We start from the raw sequence: 17,595 nt of genomic DNA on the forward strand, positions 1-17,595 counted from the left end.
CGGCCCGACCAAGCGGAGCGTGACCCGGCCATGACCACCACCGCACCAGCCGCGCCGACCCTCAGCCGCGGACGGACCGCCCAGGTCCGCCTCCAGCGCTTCGGCGCCTTCCTCACCGGCATGATCATGCCCAACCTCCCGGCGTTCCTGGCCTGGGGGCTCATCACCGCGCTGTTCATCGCCGTGGGCTGGTTGCCCAACGGCGTGCTCGGCGGGTTCGGGAACGCCGACCTGCCCGGCGCCTGGCAGGGCGCGGCCACGCAGCTCGTCCAGGCCGACGACGGCACGACGTTCCACCAGTACCTCGGGCTCGTCGGCCCGATGGTCACCTACCTGCTGCCGCTGCTCATCGCGAACGCCGGCGGGCGCCTGGTCCACGGCGAGCGCGGCGGCGTCGTCGCGACGATCGCGACGCTCGGCATCATCGTCGGCAGCACCGTGCCGATGTTCCTCGGCGCGATGATCGTCGGGCCGCTCGCGGCGTGGGTCATGCGCCTGGTCGACGGGTTGTGGGAGGGCCGCATCCGGCCCGGGTTCGAGATGCTCGTGAACATGTTCTCCGCCGCGATCGTCGGCGGCGCGCTGTCGGTCGGCGCGTTCTTCGGGATCGCGCCGCTCGTGACGCAGCTGAGCGCGTGGCTCGGGGACCTCGTCGGGTGGCTCGCCGACAACCACCTGCTGCCCGCGATGGCGCTCGTCGTCGAGCCGGCCAAGGTGCTGTTCCTCAACAACGCGATCGGCAACGGCGTGCTCGTGCCGCTCGGTGCGCAGCAGGTCGTCGCCGACGGCAAGTCGCTGCTGTTCCTCGTCGAGGCGAACCCCGGGCCGGGCCTCGGGATCCTGCTGGCGTACGCCCTGCTGGGCGTGGGCGCGGCCCGCTCGACCGCGCCGGGCGCGATCGTCGTGCAGTTCCTCGGCGGCATCCACGAGGTCTACTTCCCGTTCGTGCTCATGAAGCCGGCGCTGATCCTCGCGGCGATCGCCGGCGGGGCGACCGGCATCGCGACGAACGTCGTCATGGGCAGCGGCCTCGTGGGGCCCGCGGCGCCGGGCAGCATCTTCGCGGTGTACGCCCAGACCGCGCGGGACAGCTACCTCGGCGTGACGTTGTCGGTCGTGCTCTCGGCGGCGGTGTCGTTCCTCGTCGCGGCCGTGATCCTGCGCGCGACGCGCAAGCGTGACCTCGCGGCGGGCGAGAGCGGCGACCTCGCGGCGGCGGTCGCGCAGACCGAGGCCAACAAGGGCCGGTCCAGCGCGGCGCTCGGTGCGCTGGTGCCGGGTGCGTCTCCCGAGGTCGGCGGGGAGGCCGGGCAGGGCGCGGACGTCGCGCCCGTGCGGCTGGTCGTGTTCGCGTGCGACGCCGGCATGGGGTCGTCGGTCATGGGCGCGGCGGTGCTGCGCGACAAGCTCCGCAAGGCCGGTGCCGACGAGGTCACGGTCGTCAACAAGGCCGTCGCGATGCTCGACGACTCCGCCGACCTCGTCATCAGCCAGCGCGAGCTGACCGCGCGCGCCCGTCTCCGGGCGCCCACCACGCGGCACCTGTCGGTCGACAACTTCATGAGCAGCCCGGTGTACGACCAGGTGGTCGCCGAGGTCGTCGCCGCGCGGGACGGGACGGCGGCGCGGTGACGGGCGGCGGGGTCGACGTGCTGACCCGCGAGCTGTGCGTCGCGGACGGCCGTGCGACGACGTACGAGGAGGCGGTGCGCGAGGCCGGGGCGCTGCTGGTGGGTGCGGGCGCCGTGGCGCCCGGGTACGTCGAGGGCATGCTCGAGCGCGAGCGGACCATGACGACGTTCATGGGCAACGGCCTGGCGATCCCGCACGGCACGCTCGACGCGACGCCGTCGATCCACCGCTCGGCCGTCTGCGTGGTCCGCTACGCCGACCCGATCGACTGGAAGGGGTCGCCCGTGCGCGTCGTGGTCGGGATCGCGGGAGCAGGCGGCGAGCACCTCGAGGTGCTGTCGCGCATCGCGCTCGTGTTCGCCGACCCCGACCAGGCCGACGCGGTCGCCCGCGCGACGACCGCGGACGAGCTGTACGCGCTCGTGGGGCGCGTGAACACGACCTGACGGCCGCGGCCGCGGGCTGCGGTGGTCGCGGGTCCCCGGGGTCCGGTGCGCGTGCGCCGGGCCCCGGGCGCGTCCCGGCACGTGTCGTGCCCGGTTCGGACATCGGCTGACCTGCGGCGATGCCCGTCACCACAGAACCGGATGTTGATTCACTTCCGAACGTGCCCGTTTGGCATTGACAAGGCGTGCCGACGGGACGATCCTGGGACGCAGCCGCCACCTCGGCGGCACGGGACGACGGAGTCGATGTGTACGCACCGGAGCGACACCAGCAGATCCTCACGCGCGCGCGGGCCGACGGCCGCGTCGACGTCACGCGGCTCGCTGCCGAGCTCGACGTCACGGCCGAGACGATCCGCCGAGACCTCACCGCGCTCGAGCGGCACGGGCTCGTGCGGCGCGTGCACGGCGGGGCCATCCCGGTCGAGCGGCTCGGGTTCGAGCCCGGGCTCGCCGACCGCGAGGGCCTGCTCTCGGGCGAGAAGGAGCGCATCGCCAAGGCCGCGCTCGACGAGCTGCCCGACGGCGGCGCGATCATCCTCGACGCCGGCACCACGACCGTCCGGCTCGCCGAGCTGCTGCCCACCGACCGCGAGCTCACGGTCGTGACGCACGCGCTGCCCGTCGCGACCGTCCTCGCGACGCGACCCGGCACCACGCTGCACCTCGTCGGCGGCACGGTCCGCGGGCGCACGCTCGCGGCCGTCGGGTCGTGGGCGCTGCGCGACCTCGCCGAGATCCACGTCGACGTCGCGTTCCTCGGCGCCAACGGCATCACCGCCGAGCACGGCGTCACGACGCCCGACCTCGCCGAGGCCGCCGTCAAGCGCGCGCTGGTGACCGCCGCCCGCCGCACGGTCGTCCTCGCCGACCACACCAAGGTCGGTCGGGTCGACCTCGCGCACGTCGCGGCGCTCGCCGACGTCGACACCCTGGTCACCGACGGTGCGGTCGAGCCCGAGCTCGCCGACGAGATCGAGGCCGCGGGCACGCGCGTGGTGCGCGCGTGATCGTCACCGTCACGCCCAACCCCAGCCTCGACCGCGCGCTCGACGTCGAGCGGCTCGAGGTCGGCGAGGTCAACCGCGCGCACGCCGCGCACGTGCACCCCGGCGGCAAGGGCATCAACGTGGCCCGGGCCCTCGCACGGCACGGCCTCGCCGCCGTCGCGGTCGTGCCCGCGGGCGGCGCCGACGGCGCGCGGCTCGTCGCGCTGCTCGGCGAGCACGGCGTGCCCGCCGTCCCCGTGCCCGTCGCGGGCGACACGCGCACCAACGTCACGCTCGTCGAGGCCGACGGCGTCACCACCAAGGTCAACGCGCCCGGCCCGCGGCTGTCGGACGCCGAGGTCGACGCGCTGCTCGCGGCCGTCGAGGACCAGCTGACGTCCGCGCCCCGCGCGGTCGTCGCCGCCGGCTCGCTGCCCGCCGGTGCCGGCGACGCGTTCTTCGTCCGGCTCGCCGGGCTCGCCGGGCGCCACGGCGTGCCGCTCGTGCTCGACACCTCGGGCGCCCCGCTCACGCGGGCCGTGCGCGCCGGCGGCCTGAGCCTCGTCAAGCCCAACGAGGACGAGCTCGCCGAGCTCGTCGGCCGCGACCTCGTCACCGTGGGCGACGTCGTCGAGGCCGCGCGCGAGGTCATCGCGCAGGGCACCACCGCGGTCCTCGTGAGCCTCGGCGCGCACGGCGCGCTGCTCGTGCGCGAGGACGGCACGTGGTGGGCCGGCGGCCCGCCGCTCGTGCCCCTGTCGACCGTCGGCGCGGGCGACTCCACGCTCGCGGGCTACCTCGCGGGCACCGGCTCGTGCGCCGACCGGCTGCGCACCGCCGTCGCGTGGGGCCGCGCCGCCGTCCTGCTCCCGGGCACCGAGGTGCCCGGCCCCGACCAGCTCGACCTCGACGCCGTCCGCGTCGTCGAGACCCCCGACCCCCACCTCGCACTGAAGGAGCTGTGAGACCCGTGAGCACCACCACCCCGCTGATCACCGCGGACCTGGTCGCCGTCGACCTCGCCGCGACCGACCGGACCGACGTCACGCGCCGGCTGATCGACCTGCTCGCGGCCGCCGGCCGCGTCACCGACGCCGACGGGTTCGCGGCCGACGTCGCCGCGCGCGAGGCTCAGATGGCCACCGGCATGCCCGGCGGCGTCGGCCTGCCGCACGCGCGCTCCGAGCACGTCGTCGTCCCGAGCCTCGCGGTCGGCAAGCTCGCGCAGGGCGTCGACTGGGGCGCCCCCGACGGGCCCGCGCGCCTCGTCTTCCTCATCGCCGCGCCCGCCTCCGGCGACGCGGACCACCTGCAGATCCTCGCCGCCCTCGCGCGTCGCCTCGTGCACGAGTCCTTCCGGACGTCGCTGCTCGAGGCACCCGACGCCGCGACCGTCGCGCAGATCGTCACGCGAGAGGTCGTGCCGTCGTGAAGCTCGTCGCCGTGTCCTCGTGCCCCACGGGGATCGCCCACACGTACATGGCCGCCGAGGCCCTCGAGCAGGCGGGCAAGGCCGCCGGCCACGAGGTGCACGTCGAGACCCAGGGCGCCGCGGGATCGACCCCGCTCGACCCCGCGCTCATCGCCGCCGCGGACGGCGTCATCTACGCCGCCGACCTCGAGGTCAAGGACAAGCAGCGGTTCGCCGGCAAGCCGTTCGTCGACGTCGGCGTCAAGAAGGCCGTGCACGACGCGCCCGGCGTCATCGCCGCCGCGGTCGCCGCGGTCGAGGCCGGCGTGCCCGCCGGTGCAGCCGCCGCGCCCGCCGCGGCGCCCGCGACCAAGGTCGACCGCGACGCCGGTGCCGGCACCAAGGTGCGGCAGTGGCTCATGACGGGCGTGTCGTACATGATCCCGTTCGTCGCCGCGGGCGGCATCCTCATCGCGCTGTCGTTCATGCTCGCGCAGGTCGCGTGGGGCGGCGCCGAGGGCGCGATCGAGGTCACCAAGGTCGACGCGGCCACGGTCGTCGCGGCGTTCGACCCCGCGTCGCTGCAGGACTGGTCGGTCGTGCTGCTCAAGACCGGGCAGCTCGCGTTCGGGTTCCTCGTGCCCGTGCTGTCCGGCTTCATCGCGTACGCGATCGCCGACCGCCCCGGCCTCGTGCCCGGGTTCCTCGGCGGCGCGGCCGCCGGGTTCGTCGGCGCCGGGTTCCTCGGCGGCCTCGTCACGGGCTTCCTCGCCGGTGGCGTCGCGCTGTGGATCAGCCGCTGGAACGTCCCCAAGGGCGTGCGCGGCGTCATGCCCGTCGTCGTCATCCCGCTGCTGTCCTCGGCCGTCGTCGGGGTCGTCATGCTCGTGCTCATCGGTCGGCCCATCGCGGCCGCCATGGACGGGCTCACGAGCTGGCTCAACGGCCTGTCCGGCACCAGCGCGGTGCTGCTCGGGCTGCTGCTCGGCGCGATGATGGGCTTCGACCTGGGTGGCCCGATCAACAAGGTCGCCTACACGTTCGCGGTCACGGGCCTGGCCACCGAGGGTCTGGCCGCGGACGCGACGCAGTACCGCGTCATGGCCGCCGTCATGGCCGCCGGCATGGTCGCACCGCTCGCGATGGCCCTGGCCACCACGGTCCGCAAGCGGCTGTTCACGCACGCCGAGCAGGAGAACGGCAAGGCCGCGTGGCTGCTGGGCGCGTCCTTCATCTCCGAGGGCGCGATCCCGTTCGCCGCCGCCGACCCGTGGCGCGTCATCGTGTCCTCGGTGGTCGGCTCGGCTGCCACCGGGGCCCTCGCCATGGCGTTCGGCTCGACGCTCGTCGCACCGCACGGCGGCGTGTGGGTCCTGCCGCTCATCGGCAACCCGCTCGGGTTCGTCGCGGCGGTCGTCGTCGGCACGCTCGTCAGCACCGCGCTGGTCGTGCTGCTCAAGTCCCTCGCGCACGACCCCGTCGTCGCCGCCGAGCGGGCCGCCGAGGAGCAGCGCGACGCGGCGCTCGTCGGGCAGCCCGCCTGAGCCTGGCGCCCGACCGTCCCGCCCCCCATCCCCAGACCACCTCGAAGGAGAGCCACCATGGCCGAGCGCACCGTCGCCGTCGCGTCCCGCGTGGGCCTGCACGCCCGCCCCGCGATGCTGTTCACCCAGGCCGTCGCCGCGTCCGGCGTGCCCGTCACGATCGCCCGCGCGGGCGGCGCGCCCGTCGACGCCGCGAGCATCCTGTTCGTCATGTCGCTCGGCGTGCCGCACGGCGAGGAGGTCACGCTCGCGGCCGACGGCCCCGACGCCGACCGCGTGCTCGACGAGCTCGTGACGCTGCTGTCGACCGACCTCGACGCCCCCGAGGCCGACGCGGCCGGCGGCGCGTCGTGACGACGACGTCCGCCCCCGCCGGCACCGCGCTGCGCGGCGTCGGCGTGGGGCGGCGCGCGGTCGTCGGGCCGGTCGCCCAGATGCGGCCGGCGCCGGACGTCGCCCCCGACGCGCCGCTGCTCGTCGACGGGGCGCCGGCCACGCCCGCGCACGTGCGCACGGTCGTCGAGCGCGCGTTCGCCGACGTCGCCGCCGGTCTGCGCGCGCAGGCCGAGGGGGCGGTGGCGACCGTGCGGGACGTGCTCGCCGCGACCGCGCAGATGGCCGACGACGCCGCGCTGCGCGGCCAGGTGCTCACGCGCGTCGACGGCGGCGAGCCGCCCGTCGCCGCGATCGACGGCGTGGTGGACACGTTCGCGGCGATGTTCGAGCAGGCCGGCGGGTACCTCGCGGAGCGCGTCACCGACCTGCGCTCGGTGCGGGACCGGGTCGTCGCGCGCGTCGTCGGCCTGCCCGAGCCGGGCGTGCCGCACCTGGAGCAGCCGGCCGTCGTCGTCGCGCGCGACCTCGCCCCCGCCGACACGGCGGCACTCGACCTCACGAAGGTGCTCGCGATCGTCACCGAGCTCGGCGGCCCGACGGGGCACACCGCGATCATCGCGGGCCAGCTCGGCCTGCCGTGCGTCGTGCGCGTCGACGGCGCCACGGCTCTCGTAGACGGGACCGTCGTCGCGGTCGACGCCGCCGCCGGCACCGTGACCCCCGACCCCGCCGACGCCGTACGCGACGCGTTCGAGCGCCGCCGCGCGGCCGACGCGGCGCTAGCGCAGGACACCGGCCCCGGCGCGACCGCCGACGGGCACGCCGTCGCGCTGCTCGCGAACATCGGCACGGCCGCCGACGCCGAGCGCGTCGGCGCGGGCGCCGAGGGCGTCGGGCTGTTCCGCACCGAGGTGCTCTTCCTCGAGCGCACGCAGGCCCCGACCGTCGACGAGCAGGCCGACGCGTACGCCGCGGCGTTGCGCGCGGTCGACGGGCGCAAGGTCGTCGTGCGCACGCTCGACGCGGGCGCCGACAAGCCGCTCGCGTTCGCGACGCAGCCCGACGAGGAGAACCCCGCGCTCGGCGTGCGCGGCTACCGGCTCGTGCGCTCGCACGCCGAGCTGCTCGACACGCAGCTCGCGGCGCTCGCCCGCGCGCAGGAGGCCACGGGGTCGACGCCGTGGGTCATGGCGCCGATGATCGCGACGCCCGACGAGGCCCGTGACTTCGCCGCCCGGGCACGTGGCGCGGGCGTCGCGACGGTGGGCGTCATGGTCGAGGTCCCGGCCGCGGCCCTGCGGGCACGGGACCTGCTCGCCGAGGTCGACTTCGTGTCGATCGGCACCAACGACCTCGCGCAGTACACGATGGCGACCGACCGGCTGCGCGGCGAGCTCGCCGACCTGCTCGACGTGTGGCAGCCCGCGGTGCTCGACCTCGTCGCCACGACCGCGCGCGCGGGGCTCGAGGCCGGCAAGCCCGTCGGCGTGTGCGGCGAGTCCGCGGCCGACCCGCTCATGGCGCTCGTGCTCGTGGGCCTCGGCGTCACGAGCCTGTCGATGGCCGCCGGGGCGCTGCCCGCCGTGCGGTACGCGGTCCGGCACCACACGCGCGCGACGTGCGAGGCGATCGCGGGTGCCGTGCTGCGGGCCCGCACCGCGGCCGACGCGCGCGCCGCCGCGCTCGCGCTCGTCGACCCCGACGTCGCGGCGACGCTCGCGCTCTGACGTGCCTGTGCTCTGACGTGCGCGTGCTCTGACGTGTCCGAGCCCTGGAGGGCTCGGGCTCCGAGACGGCCCCATCGTGAGACGCGTGGTGCGCGAGACCGGGCGCAGGTCGCTCCTCGGATGGTGTGAGCGACCTGCGCCCGGTCTCGCCCGTGCGTCGTCCCGTGGGGCGGACACCGATCGGTCGGATCCAGGTCGTCCGGGCGGCTCCGGCGGGTCGCGGCGGGTCGCGGCCGGCTCGCCGGGCCCCGGCGTAGATTGGCGTGATGGCGCACGAGCATGCGGACCTGCACGACCCCGAGACCGACCCGCTCGCGACCTACGTGCTCGAGCCCGACGACGTGCGGCCCCTGCTGGAGCACGTCGTCGCCGGCCCGGGGCACGCGACGGCCACGTCCATCGCGCCGTTCACGGGCAGCCCCGTGGCGGCGGTCCCGCTGACCTCGGTGGACGACCTGCCGGAGGCGGCCCGGCGGGCGCGTGCCGCGCAGCGGACGTGGGCCGCGCGGCCCGTCGCCGAGCGCGCCGCGGTGCTGCTGCGTGCGCACGACCTGCTGCTGGAGCGGCAGTCCGACGTGCTCGACCTGCTGCAGGTCGAGACGGGCAAGGCGCGCACGCACGCGTGGGACGAGGTCGGCGACGTCGCGAACGCGGCGCGCTACTACGCGTTGCGCGCGCGTCGCCTGCTCGCGCCCCGCACCGTGCGGGGGCTGTTCCCGCCGTTCACCTCCGCGCGCGTGCTGCGTCACCCCGTGGGCGTCGTCGCCGTGATCACGCCGTGGAACTACCCGCTGTCGCTGGGCCTGGGTGACGCGCTGCCGGCCCTCGTGGCGGGCAACGCCGTGCTGCTGCGCGCCGACCCGCAGACCGCGCTCACGCTGCTGTGGTCCGCCGAGCTGCTCGCCGACGCGGGCCTGCCGGACGACCTGCTGCAGGTCGTGGTCGGCGGCCCGGACGTCGGCATGGGCCTGCTCGAGCACGTCGACCACGCGGGGTTCACCGGGTCGACCCGCTCGGGGCGCGTGGTCGCCGCGCGGGCCGGTGAGCTGGGCGTGCCCGTGACGCTCGAGCTCGGCGGCAAGAACGCGATGTACGTCGCGGCGGACGTCGACGTCGAGGCCGTCGCCGAGGGAGCCGTGCGCGCGTGCTTCGGCTCCGCGGGGCAGCTGTGCGCGAGCGTCGAGCGGATCTACGTCCACGAGGACGTGCGCGAGGCGTTCGTCGACGCGTTCGTCCGGCGCACCGCCGCGCTGCGCCTGGGCGCCGGGCTCGACTACCGCGCCGACATGGGGTCGCTCGTCGGCCCCGCGCAGCTCGCGCGCGTCGTCGAGCACGTCGAGGACGCGGTCGGCCACGGCGCGACCGTCCTGGTCGGGGCCGAGCAGCGCCCCGACCTCGGCCCGTACTTCTACGAGCCGACCGTGCTGGCCGACGTGCCCGACGGCGCGCGCCTGCACCGCGAGGAGACGTTCGGGCCCGTCGTCGCGGTGTACCCCGTCGCGTCCGACGACGAGGCCGTCGCCGCGATGAACGACTCCGACCTGGGCCTGGTCGCCGCGGTCTGGACGCGGTCGGCCGCGCGCGGGGCCGCGCTCGCGGCGCGTGTGCGCGCCGGTGCGGTGGCCGTCAACGACACGCACCAGCTGATCTGGGGGACCGTCGGCGCGCCCGTCGGCGGCGTCGGGGCGTCCGGGTACGGGCGTCGCCACGGCCGCGAGGGCCTGTGGGAGACCACGTGGACCCAGACGGTCGTCGCGCAGCGCGGCGTGCACACCGGGCGCGGCGTCGGCATGCGGCAGCTCGAGGCGCTCGGCTCCGAGGTCCGGGCGAGCGTGCTCACGCGCCTGCTGCGCGCCGAGCGGGCGCTGCGGCTGCCCTGACGCACGGTCGCACGTCGCACGTCCCGCCGCCGCGCACGCGCGACGTCACCGGTCGGTGCGGATCCGCCACAGCAGCCACAGGAAGTACGGCGTGCCGATGAGCGACGTCACGAGCCCCGCGGGCAGCTGCGCGGGCGCGATCGTGGCGCGGCCCACGAGGTCGGCGACCACGACCAGCGTCGCGCCCAGCAGCACCGTGAGCGGCAGCAGCAGCGCGTGCCGCTTGCCGATCAGCAGGCGCGCGGCGTGCGGCGCGACGAGCCCGACGAACGCGACGACGCCGATCGACGCGGTCGCGGCGGCGGTCAGCACGATCGCCAGGGCGACGTGCACGAGCCGCGCGCGCGGCACCGCGACGCCGAGCACGCGCGGCGTGAGGTCGTCGAGCTGCAGCACGTCGAGGTCGCGCGACGTGCGCACGAGGACGGCCGCGGCGAGCACCAGCACGACGACCATCGGCAGCTGCTGGACCCACGTCGCGCCGTAGGTCGAGCCCGCGAGCCACGTCATCGCCTTGTTCTGGTTCCACGGGTCGGAGCGCACCAGCAGCAGCGTCGTCAGCGCGCTGCTGAACGCGCCGATGCCGACGCCGACGAGCACGGTGCGCACCTGGTCGCCGCCGCGCGTGCCGCCCAGCAGGACCACGGCCGCGACCGCCGCGCCCAGCAGCGCGCCGCCGAACAGCATCGCGAAGCCCGCGGCCGGCACCGCGACGATCGTGACGACCGCGCCGAGCCCCGCCGCCGAGGACACGCCCAGCACGCCGGGGTCGGCGAGCGGGTTGCGCGTCACGGCCTGCACGAGCGCCCCGGCGAGCGCGAGGCACGCGCCCGCGAGCAGCGCCGCGAGGACGCGCGGCACGCGCGAGTCGAGGATGATCTCGAGCCGCACCGACGCCGCGCCGCGCAGCCACAGGTCCACGTCGCCGAGCAGCAGCGCGCGGTCGCCGAGCAGCACGGCCGCCACGAGCGCGGCGAGCAGAGCCGCTCCGGCGAGGGTCAGCACGAGCCAGGGCGCGCGCCGCCCGAGCGCGGTGCCGGCGCGCATGCCGGCGAGCGCCTCGCCGGTGTCGCCGCTGCGCAGCCGGCGTGCGAGCACGATCAGGAACACGGCGCCGAGCGCGCTCGTCACGACGCCCGTGGGCACGGTGACGCCGGCGACCGACCCGAACACGGCGCGCAGCAGCACGTCGGCGGTGAGCACGAGCGCGACGCCGGTCGCGGCGCTCGCGAGGATCAGCACGCGGTGCCGCGTGAGCTGCCGGACGCGCCGCGCCGCGAGGCGCACGAGCAGCGGCGCGCACAGCCCGACGAACCCGATGGGCCCGGTGACGGCCACCGCGGACGCCGCGAGCAGCACCGCGACGACCACCACGACGACGCGCGTGGCGCCGACCCGCATGCCGAGCGACCGCGCCGCGTCGTCGCCGAGCTGCAGCACGTCGAGCCGCCGCGCGAGCAGCAGCAGCGCGACCACGCCCGCGGCGACCACGGGCAGCACGCGCACGACCGTCGCGGAGCCGTTCTGGCTCAGGGACCCGGCGCCCCACGCGAACATGCCCTGCACCTCCCACGGCAGCAGCAGCATGACGACCGACGTGATCGACGCGAGACCCATCGTGACGACCGAGCCCGCGAGGACGAGCCGCACCACCGACACGCTGCGCCCGCTCGACAGGCCGATCACGAGCGCGGCCGCGGCGATGCCGCCGACGAACGCGACGCCGACGCCCGCCAGCGGCGCGAGCGTCGTGCCGAACGCCGAGGCCAGCGTCAGCGCGAGGTAGGCGCCCGCGTTGACCGCCGTGGTGTCGGGCGACGCGAGCGGGTTGCGCGCGACCGCCTGCATCGCGGTGCCGGACGCGCCGAGCGCCGTCCCGACGAGCACCGCGGCGAGCAGCCGGGGCACGCGGGACTCGACGACGACCGCGGCCGCCTGGTCGACCGCGTCACCGGTGACGAGCGCGAGCAGGTCGCGCAGGCCGACGTCGGCCGTGCCCTGCACGAGGTGCAGCACGACCGCCGCGAGCACCCACGCCGCGACGAGCGCGAGCACGACGCCCACGCGTAGCGACCCGCGGCGGGGCGTCCGGGGGAGGGGGACGCCCGGGGCGTCCGGGCGGGCCGCCGCGGCAGCGGGACGCGCGACCGCCGGGGGCGGGGCGTCGTCCCGCTGCCGCAGCGTGCTCACCGGGTCAGGCCTCCGCCGTCAGCTGCGCGACGAGGTCGTCGCTCCACGCCATCATCGACGCCGGGCCGCCGTACGCCCAGATGCCGACGGCCGCGCGGTGCACGTGCCCGGCCTGCACGAACGGCAGGCTCTCCCACACGGCGTTGCCCGCGAGGGCCGTCGTGACGACGTCGTCCTCGTCGTCGTTGCCCCAGTAGAGGAAGCGCGTGTCGGCGGGCAGCTGCGTGAGGCCCTCGAGGTCGATGTTCGCCAGGCCGTACGCGTCGTCGCCCGGGTCGGTCCACGCGGCGGCCAGGCCCATGCGCTCGGCGACGGCCTGCACGGCGGTGCGGGGCCCGTGCATGCGGATCGTGAGGTTGGCGCCGTCGGAGTACGGCGACGTCAGCACGACGGGCGTGCCCGCGAGGCCCGCGGCCTCGAGGGTCGCGGCGTTCTCGGCGAGCCGCGCGTCGAGGTCGTCGAGCACGTCCTGCGCGACGTCCTCCTTCCCGAGGGCCGTCGCGATGGTCGTGAAGTCCTCGGTGACGCGGCCCAGCGGGTCGGACGCGTCCGCACCCGCCATGAGCACCACGGGCGCGACGCGCTCGAGCTGCTCGAGCGCGCCCTCGGGGACCGACGTGAGCACGCCGACGATGAGGTCGGGCTCGAGGTCCGCGATGGCCTCGACGCTCGGCTCGCGGCGCAGGCCGACGTCGACCGTCTCGGACGCGAGCGGTGCGGCCGTGCCGACCCAGCTCGTGTACCCGGTGGGGTCGGAGACGCCGACGGGGTCGACCCCGAGGGTCTGGACCATCTCGACCTGGGCCCACTCGAGCGCGACGACGCGCTCGGCGGGTGCGTCGAGCGTGATCTCCTCGCCGCGCGCGTCGGTGACCGTGATCGGCTCGCCCTGCGCGGCGGCGCCGGTCGAGGTGGGTGCGTCGGCGGCGGCGCCGTCGCTCGTGCCGCACGCCGCGAGCAGCAGCGGCAGGGCGAGCGCGACGACGGCCGCGCGGGCGGGACGGGTGGTGCGCATGGGTGTGTCCTCGGGGAGTCGTGGCGCGCAGGAAGGTGTGCCGGCGCCTGCGCCGTCGCCGGTCGGCCCGTCAGCGGGCCACGGTGCGGCGCACGCGTTGCCGGGGCGTGCGCACGTCGACCTCGCCGGTGGCGGGGTCGACGTCCACGGTGATCTCGATGTCGTACACCGCGGTGAGCAGGTCGGGGTCGAGCGCGCTCGCGGGCGGCCCGTCGGCGACGACGCGGCCCGCGGCGAGCACGACGACGCGGTCGGCGACGGCGGCGGCGTGGTTGAGGTCGTGCAGGACGACGCCGACGGTCACGCCGTGGTCGTCGGCGAGCGCGCGCACGAGCTCGAGGACCTCGACCTGGTAGCGCAGGTCGAGGTGGTTGGTGGGCTCGTCGAGCAGCAGCACGCCGGTGTCCTGCGCGAGCGCGCTCGCGAACCACACGCGCTGCACCTGCCCGCCGGACAGCGTGTCGACGGGCACGTCCGCGAGGTCGGCGGTGCCGGTGAGCTCGAGCGCACGCTGCACGGCGGCGGGCCCGGCGGCGTCGCGGCCGCGCCACGCGGTGCGGTGCGGGTGGCGGCCCAGCTCGACCGCGTCGCGCACGCTGATGCCCGCGGGCGTGGGGCGCGACTGCGCGAGCAGCGTGACGCGCCGCGCGAACTCGCGCGGCGACAGCGCGGCGACGTCCGGCACGTCGCCGAGCTCGACGTGGCCGCCGGCGAGGCGGTGCAGGCGGGACATGCCGCGCAGCAGCGTGGACTTGCCCGAGCCGTTGGGGCCGACGAGCGCGGTGACGCGTCCGGGCTCGAGGTCGACGTGCACGGCGTCGACGGCGACGACGGCGTCGTACCGGATCGTGACGTCACGGGCGCCGAGCGTCACGCCGGTCGCGGTGGGGGAGGGCACGGGACACGATGTTAGCGAAGCCTTACCTCACCGTGGTGTGGCGTGCGCCACGTCGGCCTCCGAGCGTGCCCGCTCCCGGACGTGCTCGGACGGGCGCGACCGCCCCCGGACGCGGCACGGCCCGGACCACGCGGGTCCGGGCCGTGCCGTACGTCGTGCCGGTGCTCAGGCGCCGATGACGTCCAGCGCCTGCCGCGCGATCGCGAGCTCCTCGTTGGTCGGCACCACGAGGACCGTGACCTTGGCGCCGTCGGGGGAGATGACCGTCGGCTCCGACTTGCGGCCCTCGTTGCGCGCCGCGTCGACCTCGATGCCGAGGGCCTCGAGCCCGCTCAGCGCACCGAGCCGCACGATGTCGTCGTTCTCGCCGATCCCGGCCGTGAACGTGATGACGTCGAGCCGCCCCAGCACCGCGTGGTACGCGCCGACGTACTTGCGCAGCCGGTGCAGGTACACGTCGAGAGCCAGGCGCGCGCCCGCGTGGCCCTCGGCCACCAGGTCGTGCAGCGCGCGGAAGTCGCTCTCGCCGGCCAGGCCCTTGACGCCCGAGCGGCGGTTCAGCAGGTCGTCGATCTCGTCGATCGACATGCCCGCGTTGCGGTGCAGGTGGAACACGACCGCCGGGTCCACGTCGCCCGAGCGCGTGCCCATGACGAGACCCTCGAGCGGGGTCAGGCCCATCGACGTCTCGACCGCGACGCCGCCGCGCACGGCCGACGCCGACGCGCCGTTGCCCAGGTGCAGCACGATCTGGTGGAGGTCCTCCAGCGGGCGGTCCAGGATCTGCGCGACCTGCTGCGACACGTACTGGTGCGACGTGCCGTGCGCGCCGTACCGGCGCACCTTGTGCTCGGCCGCCACCGACGCCTCGACCGCGTACGTCGCGGCCGCGTCGGGCAGCGTGCGGAAGAACGCCGTGTCGAACACCACGACGTGCGGCACGTCCGGCAGCAGCGCCTGCGCGACGCGGATGCCCGTGAGGTTCGCGGGGTTGTGCAGCGGCGCGAGCGGCGACAGCTCCTCGATCTGCTGCTCGACCTCGGGCGTGACGAGCGTCGGGCCGTCGAACAGGTCGCCGCCCTGCACGACGCGGTGGCCGACCGCCACGACGTTGGCCGACGCGAGGTCGGGGCCGATCTCGTCGAACAGGCCCAGCACGAGGCGCAGCGCCTCGGCGTGGTCCGGCACCGGCACCTCGCGGCGCGTCGTGTCGCCGTGCGCGACGTGCTTGACCGAGCCCAGCGCGTCACCGATGCGCTCGACGATGCCCGACGCGATCGCGTCGCCCGACGCCGGGTCGACCAGCTGGTACTTGACGGACGAGGAGCCCGAGTTGACGACGAGGACGCTCGTGCTGCTCGCGGGGGTGGACGTGCTCATCGGGCGGAGGCCTCCGTGCTCGGGGTGGTGGCGTCGGCCTGCGCCTGCGCCTGGATCGCGGTGATCGCGACCGTGTTGACGATGTCCTGGACCAGCGCACCGCGCGACAGGTCGTTCACGGGCTTGCGCAGCCCCTGCAGCACCGGGCCGATCGCCACGGCACCGGCCGAGCGCTGCACGGCCTTGTAGGTGTTGTTGCCCGTGTTGAGGTCGGGGAAGACGAAGACCGTGGCCCGGCCCGCGACCGCGGAGTCCGGCATCTTGGTCTGCGCGACCGACGCGTCGACCGCGGCGTCGTACTGGATCGGGCCCTCGACCGACAGGTCGGGGCGACGCTCGCGCACCAGGCGCGTGGCCTCGCGGACCTTCTCGACGTCCGCGCCCGAGCCGGACTCGCCGGTCGAGTACGACAGCATCGCGATGCGCGGCTCGATGCCGAACTGCGTCGCCGTCTCGGCCGACGAGATCGCGATGTCCGCGAGCTGCTCGGCCGTCGGGTCGGGGATGACCGCGCAGTCGGCGTACACCAGCACGCGGTCCTCGAGGCACATGAGGAAGCAGCTCGACACGCTGCCCACGTCGGGGCGCGTCTTGATGATCTCGAACGACGGCTTGATGGTGTGCGCGGTCGTGTGGGCCGCGCCCGAGACCATGCCGTCCGCGAGCCCGAGCTGCACCATGAGCGTGCCGAAGTACGACACCGAGGACACGATCTCGCGCGCGCGCTCGACCGTCATGCCCTTGTGCTTGCGCAGCTCGGTGTAGATCTCGGCGAACCGCTCGAGCGTCTCGCCGTTCTTCGGGTCCAGCACCTGCGCGCCGTCGAGGTCGAGGCCCAGCTCGGTCGCGCGGGCGCGGATCGCGGCCTCGTCGCCGAGGATCGTCAGGTCCGCGACCTGGCGCTGCAGCAGCGTCGAGGCGGCCCGCAGGATCCGGTCGTCGTTGCCCTCGGGCAGCACGACGTGCTTGCGGTCGGAGCGCGCACGGTCCAGCAGCGCGTACTCGAACATCAGCGGCGTGACGACCTCGGGCCGCTCGACGTCGAGCGCGGCCAGCAGCGCGTCGCCGTCGACGTGCTGCTCGAACAGCGCGAGCGCCGTGTCGACCTTGCGCTGCGAGTCGTGCGTGACGCGGCCCCGGGTCGCGGCCGCGGCGCTCGCCGAGCGGAACGTGCCGAGCGACGTCGTGATGAGCGGCAGGCGCGACCCGAGGCCCTCGACCAGGCGCTGGATCGTCGGGGCCGGCTCGAGCCCGCCGTTGAGGATGAGGCCCGCGAGCGACGGGAAGCCGTCGGCCTGGTGCGCCATGAGCAGGCCCAGCAGCACGTCGGCCCGGTCCCCGGGCGTGATGACGACCGCGCCGTCCTGCAGGCGGTCCAGCAGGTGCTCGATCGACATCGCGCCGACCAGCACGTCGAGCACCTCGCGACCCAGCAGCTCCTCGTCGCCGCTGCTCAGCGTGCCGCCGACGGCCTCCATGAGCTGGCGCAGCGTCGGGGCGTACAGCAGCGGCGAGTCCGGCAGCGCCCACACCGGGCGCGTGCCGCCCAGCGCGGTGCGCACCTGGTCGAGCGAGTTCGGCGCGCAGCGGTTCGCGACGACCGCGACGACCTGCGCGTGGTTCGCGTCGATCTCGGCGGCGGCGACCTCGGCCGCGTGGTGGACGTCCTCGGCGCTGCGGTGCGCGCCGTTCACGACCAGCAGCACGGGTGCGCCCAGGTTGGCGGCGATCCGCGCGTTGTACGCGAGCTCGGTGGGGCCCGCGACGTCCGTGTAGTCGGTGCCGACCACCACGACCGCGTCGCAGCGGCGCTCGACGTCGTGGAACCGCGACACGATGCGCGACAGCGCGGCGTCCGGGTCGGAGATGACGTCGTCGTACGTCGCGCCGACCGCGTCCTCGTAGGCGACGTCGACGCCGTCGTGCTCGAGCAGCAGCTCCAGCACGTAGTCGCGCTCGTCGGTCGACCGGGCGACGGGTCGGAAGACACCGACGCGCTGCACCGTGCGGGTCAGCAGGTCGACGAGGCCGAGCGCGACGACGGACTTGCCCGTGTCCCCCTCGGCCGACATGACGTAGATCGTGCGGGCCACCGTTCAGCTCACTTCCTCATCGCCCCGGGTGGGGGCTGCTCGTCCTCGACGGAC

At 75.6% G+C, this 17,595-nt stretch carries 14 protein-coding genes; 9 read left to right on the forward strand and 5 right to left on the reverse strand.

Annotation, left to right across the window (positions count from 1 at the left end; genetic code table 11):
- Positions 1-30: 30 nt before the first annotated feature.
- From E4A51_RS00420 to E4A51_RS00460, 9 genes are all read left to right on the forward strand, one after another.
- A complete protein-coding gene (locus tag E4A51_RS00420) occupies positions 31-1,632 on the forward strand; it encodes a PTS mannitol transporter subunit IICB (RefSeq protein WP_134850594.1) in 1,602 nt (533 codons plus the stop codon).
- Positions 1,629-2,078: a PTS sugar transporter subunit IIA gene (locus E4A51_RS00425; protein ID WP_240696325.1), complete on the forward strand. Its 450-nt coding sequence runs from the start codon at positions 1,629-1,631 to the stop codon at positions 2,076-2,078. Before E4A51_RS00420 ends, E4A51_RS00425 begins: the two co-directional genes overlap by 4 nt.
- A gap of 248 nt (positions 2,079-2,326) precedes the next feature.
- A complete protein-coding gene (locus tag E4A51_RS00430) occupies positions 2,327-3,088 on the forward strand; it encodes a DeoR/GlpR family DNA-binding transcription regulator (RefSeq protein WP_046528934.1) in 762 nt (253 codons plus the stop codon).
- Positions 3,085-4,032: a 1-phosphofructokinase gene (gene pfkB / locus E4A51_RS00435; protein WP_062102606.1), complete on the forward strand. Its 948-nt coding sequence runs from the start codon at positions 3,085-3,087 to the stop codon at positions 4,030-4,032. Before E4A51_RS00430 ends, pfkB begins: the two co-directional genes overlap by 4 nt.
- Before the next feature lie 5 nt (positions 4,033-4,037).
- Positions 4,038-4,499 (forward strand): PTS sugar transporter subunit IIA, encoded by a 462-nt coding sequence (locus E4A51_RS00440; RefSeq protein ID WP_082739587.1) that lies wholly within the window; start codon positions 4,038-4,040, stop codon positions 4,497-4,499.
- Positions 4,496-6,022, forward strand: a complete 1,527-nt coding sequence (locus E4A51_RS00445; RefSeq protein WP_134850595.1) for a PTS fructose transporter subunit IIC — start codon at positions 4,496-4,498, stop codon at positions 6,020-6,022. The genes E4A51_RS00440 and E4A51_RS00445 overlap by 4 nt, the downstream gene beginning before the upstream one ends.
- Positions 6,023-6,079: 57 nt before the next feature.
- A complete protein-coding gene (locus E4A51_RS00450; protein ID WP_134850596.1) occupies positions 6,080-6,376 on the forward strand; it encodes an HPr family phosphocarrier protein in 297 nt (98 codons plus the stop codon).
- Positions 6,373-8,085, forward strand: coding sequence for a phosphoenolpyruvate--protein phosphotransferase (gene ptsP / locus E4A51_RS00455; RefSeq protein ID WP_206119930.1), 1,713 nt, complete (start codon positions 6,373-6,375; stop codon positions 8,083-8,085). The genes E4A51_RS00450 and ptsP overlap by 4 nt, the downstream gene beginning before the upstream one ends.
- 266 nt (positions 8,086-8,351) lie before the next feature.
- Positions 8,352-9,965 (forward strand): succinic semialdehyde dehydrogenase, encoded by a 1,614-nt coding sequence (locus tag E4A51_RS00460; protein WP_134850597.1) that lies wholly within the window; start codon positions 8,352-8,354, stop codon positions 9,963-9,965.
- 45 nt (positions 9,966-10,010) lie between these two features.
- On the opposite strand, the gene E4A51_RS00465 is transcribed toward E4A51_RS00460, so the two are convergent.
- From E4A51_RS00465 to pta, 5 genes are all read right to left on the reverse strand, one after another.
- Positions 10,011-12,155 (reverse strand): iron ABC transporter permease, encoded by a 2,145-nt coding sequence (locus E4A51_RS00465; RefSeq protein WP_255430514.1) that lies wholly within the window; start codon positions 12,153-12,155, stop codon positions 10,011-10,013.
- A 4-nt stretch (positions 12,156-12,159) separates the two neighbouring features.
- Positions 12,160-13,170 (reverse strand): iron-siderophore ABC transporter substrate-binding protein, encoded by a 1,011-nt coding sequence (locus E4A51_RS00470; RefSeq protein WP_134850598.1) that lies wholly within the window; start codon positions 13,168-13,170, stop codon positions 12,160-12,162.
- 70 nt (positions 13,171-13,240) lie between these two features.
- Complete coding sequence (locus E4A51_RS00475) at positions 13,241-14,068, reverse strand: ABC transporter ATP-binding protein (protein ID WP_134850599.1); 828 nt, start codon at positions 14,066-14,068, stop codon at positions 13,241-13,243.
- 165 nt (positions 14,069-14,233) lie between these two features.
- Entirely contained in the window at positions 14,234-15,448 is a 1,215-nt protein-coding gene (locus E4A51_RS00480) for an acetate kinase (RefSeq protein ID WP_070318459.1), read from the reverse strand.
- Entirely contained in the window at positions 15,445-17,541 is a 2,097-nt protein-coding gene (pta, locus tag E4A51_RS00485; RefSeq protein WP_134850600.1) for a phosphate acetyltransferase, read from the reverse strand. Before pta ends, E4A51_RS00480 begins: the two co-directional genes overlap by 4 nt.
- Positions 17,542-17,595: the final 54 nt, after the last annotated feature.

The sequence above is a fragment of the Cellulomonas sp. HD19AZ1 genome (assembly GCF_004535805.1).
GTDB lineage: Bacteria > Actinomycetota > Actinomycetes > Actinomycetales > Cellulomonadaceae > Cellulomonas > Cellulomonas iranensis.

What these genes read in the sequence shown, in the direction of transcription:
- E4A51_RS00460 (WP_134850597.1), top strand. Translation starts at nt 8,352, where the DNA reads ATGGCGCACGAGCATGCGGACCTGCACGACCCCGAGACCGACCCGCTC.
- E4A51_RS00450 (WP_134850596.1), top strand. Translation starts at nt 6,080, where the DNA reads ATGGCCGAGCGCACCGTCGCCGTCGCGTCCCGCGTGGGCCTGCACGCC.
- E4A51_RS00480 (WP_070318459.1), bottom strand. Translation starts at nt 15,448, where the DNA reads ATGAGCACGTCCACCCCCGCGAGCAGCACGAGCGTCCTCGTCGTCAAC.
- E4A51_RS00470 (WP_134850598.1), bottom strand. Translation starts at nt 13,170, where the DNA reads ATGCGCACCACCCGTCCCGCCCGCGCGGCCGTCGTCGCGCTCGCCCTG.
- E4A51_RS00420 (WP_134850594.1), top strand. Translation starts at nt 31, where the DNA reads ATGACCACCACCGCACCAGCCGCGCCGACCCTCAGCCGCGGACGGACC.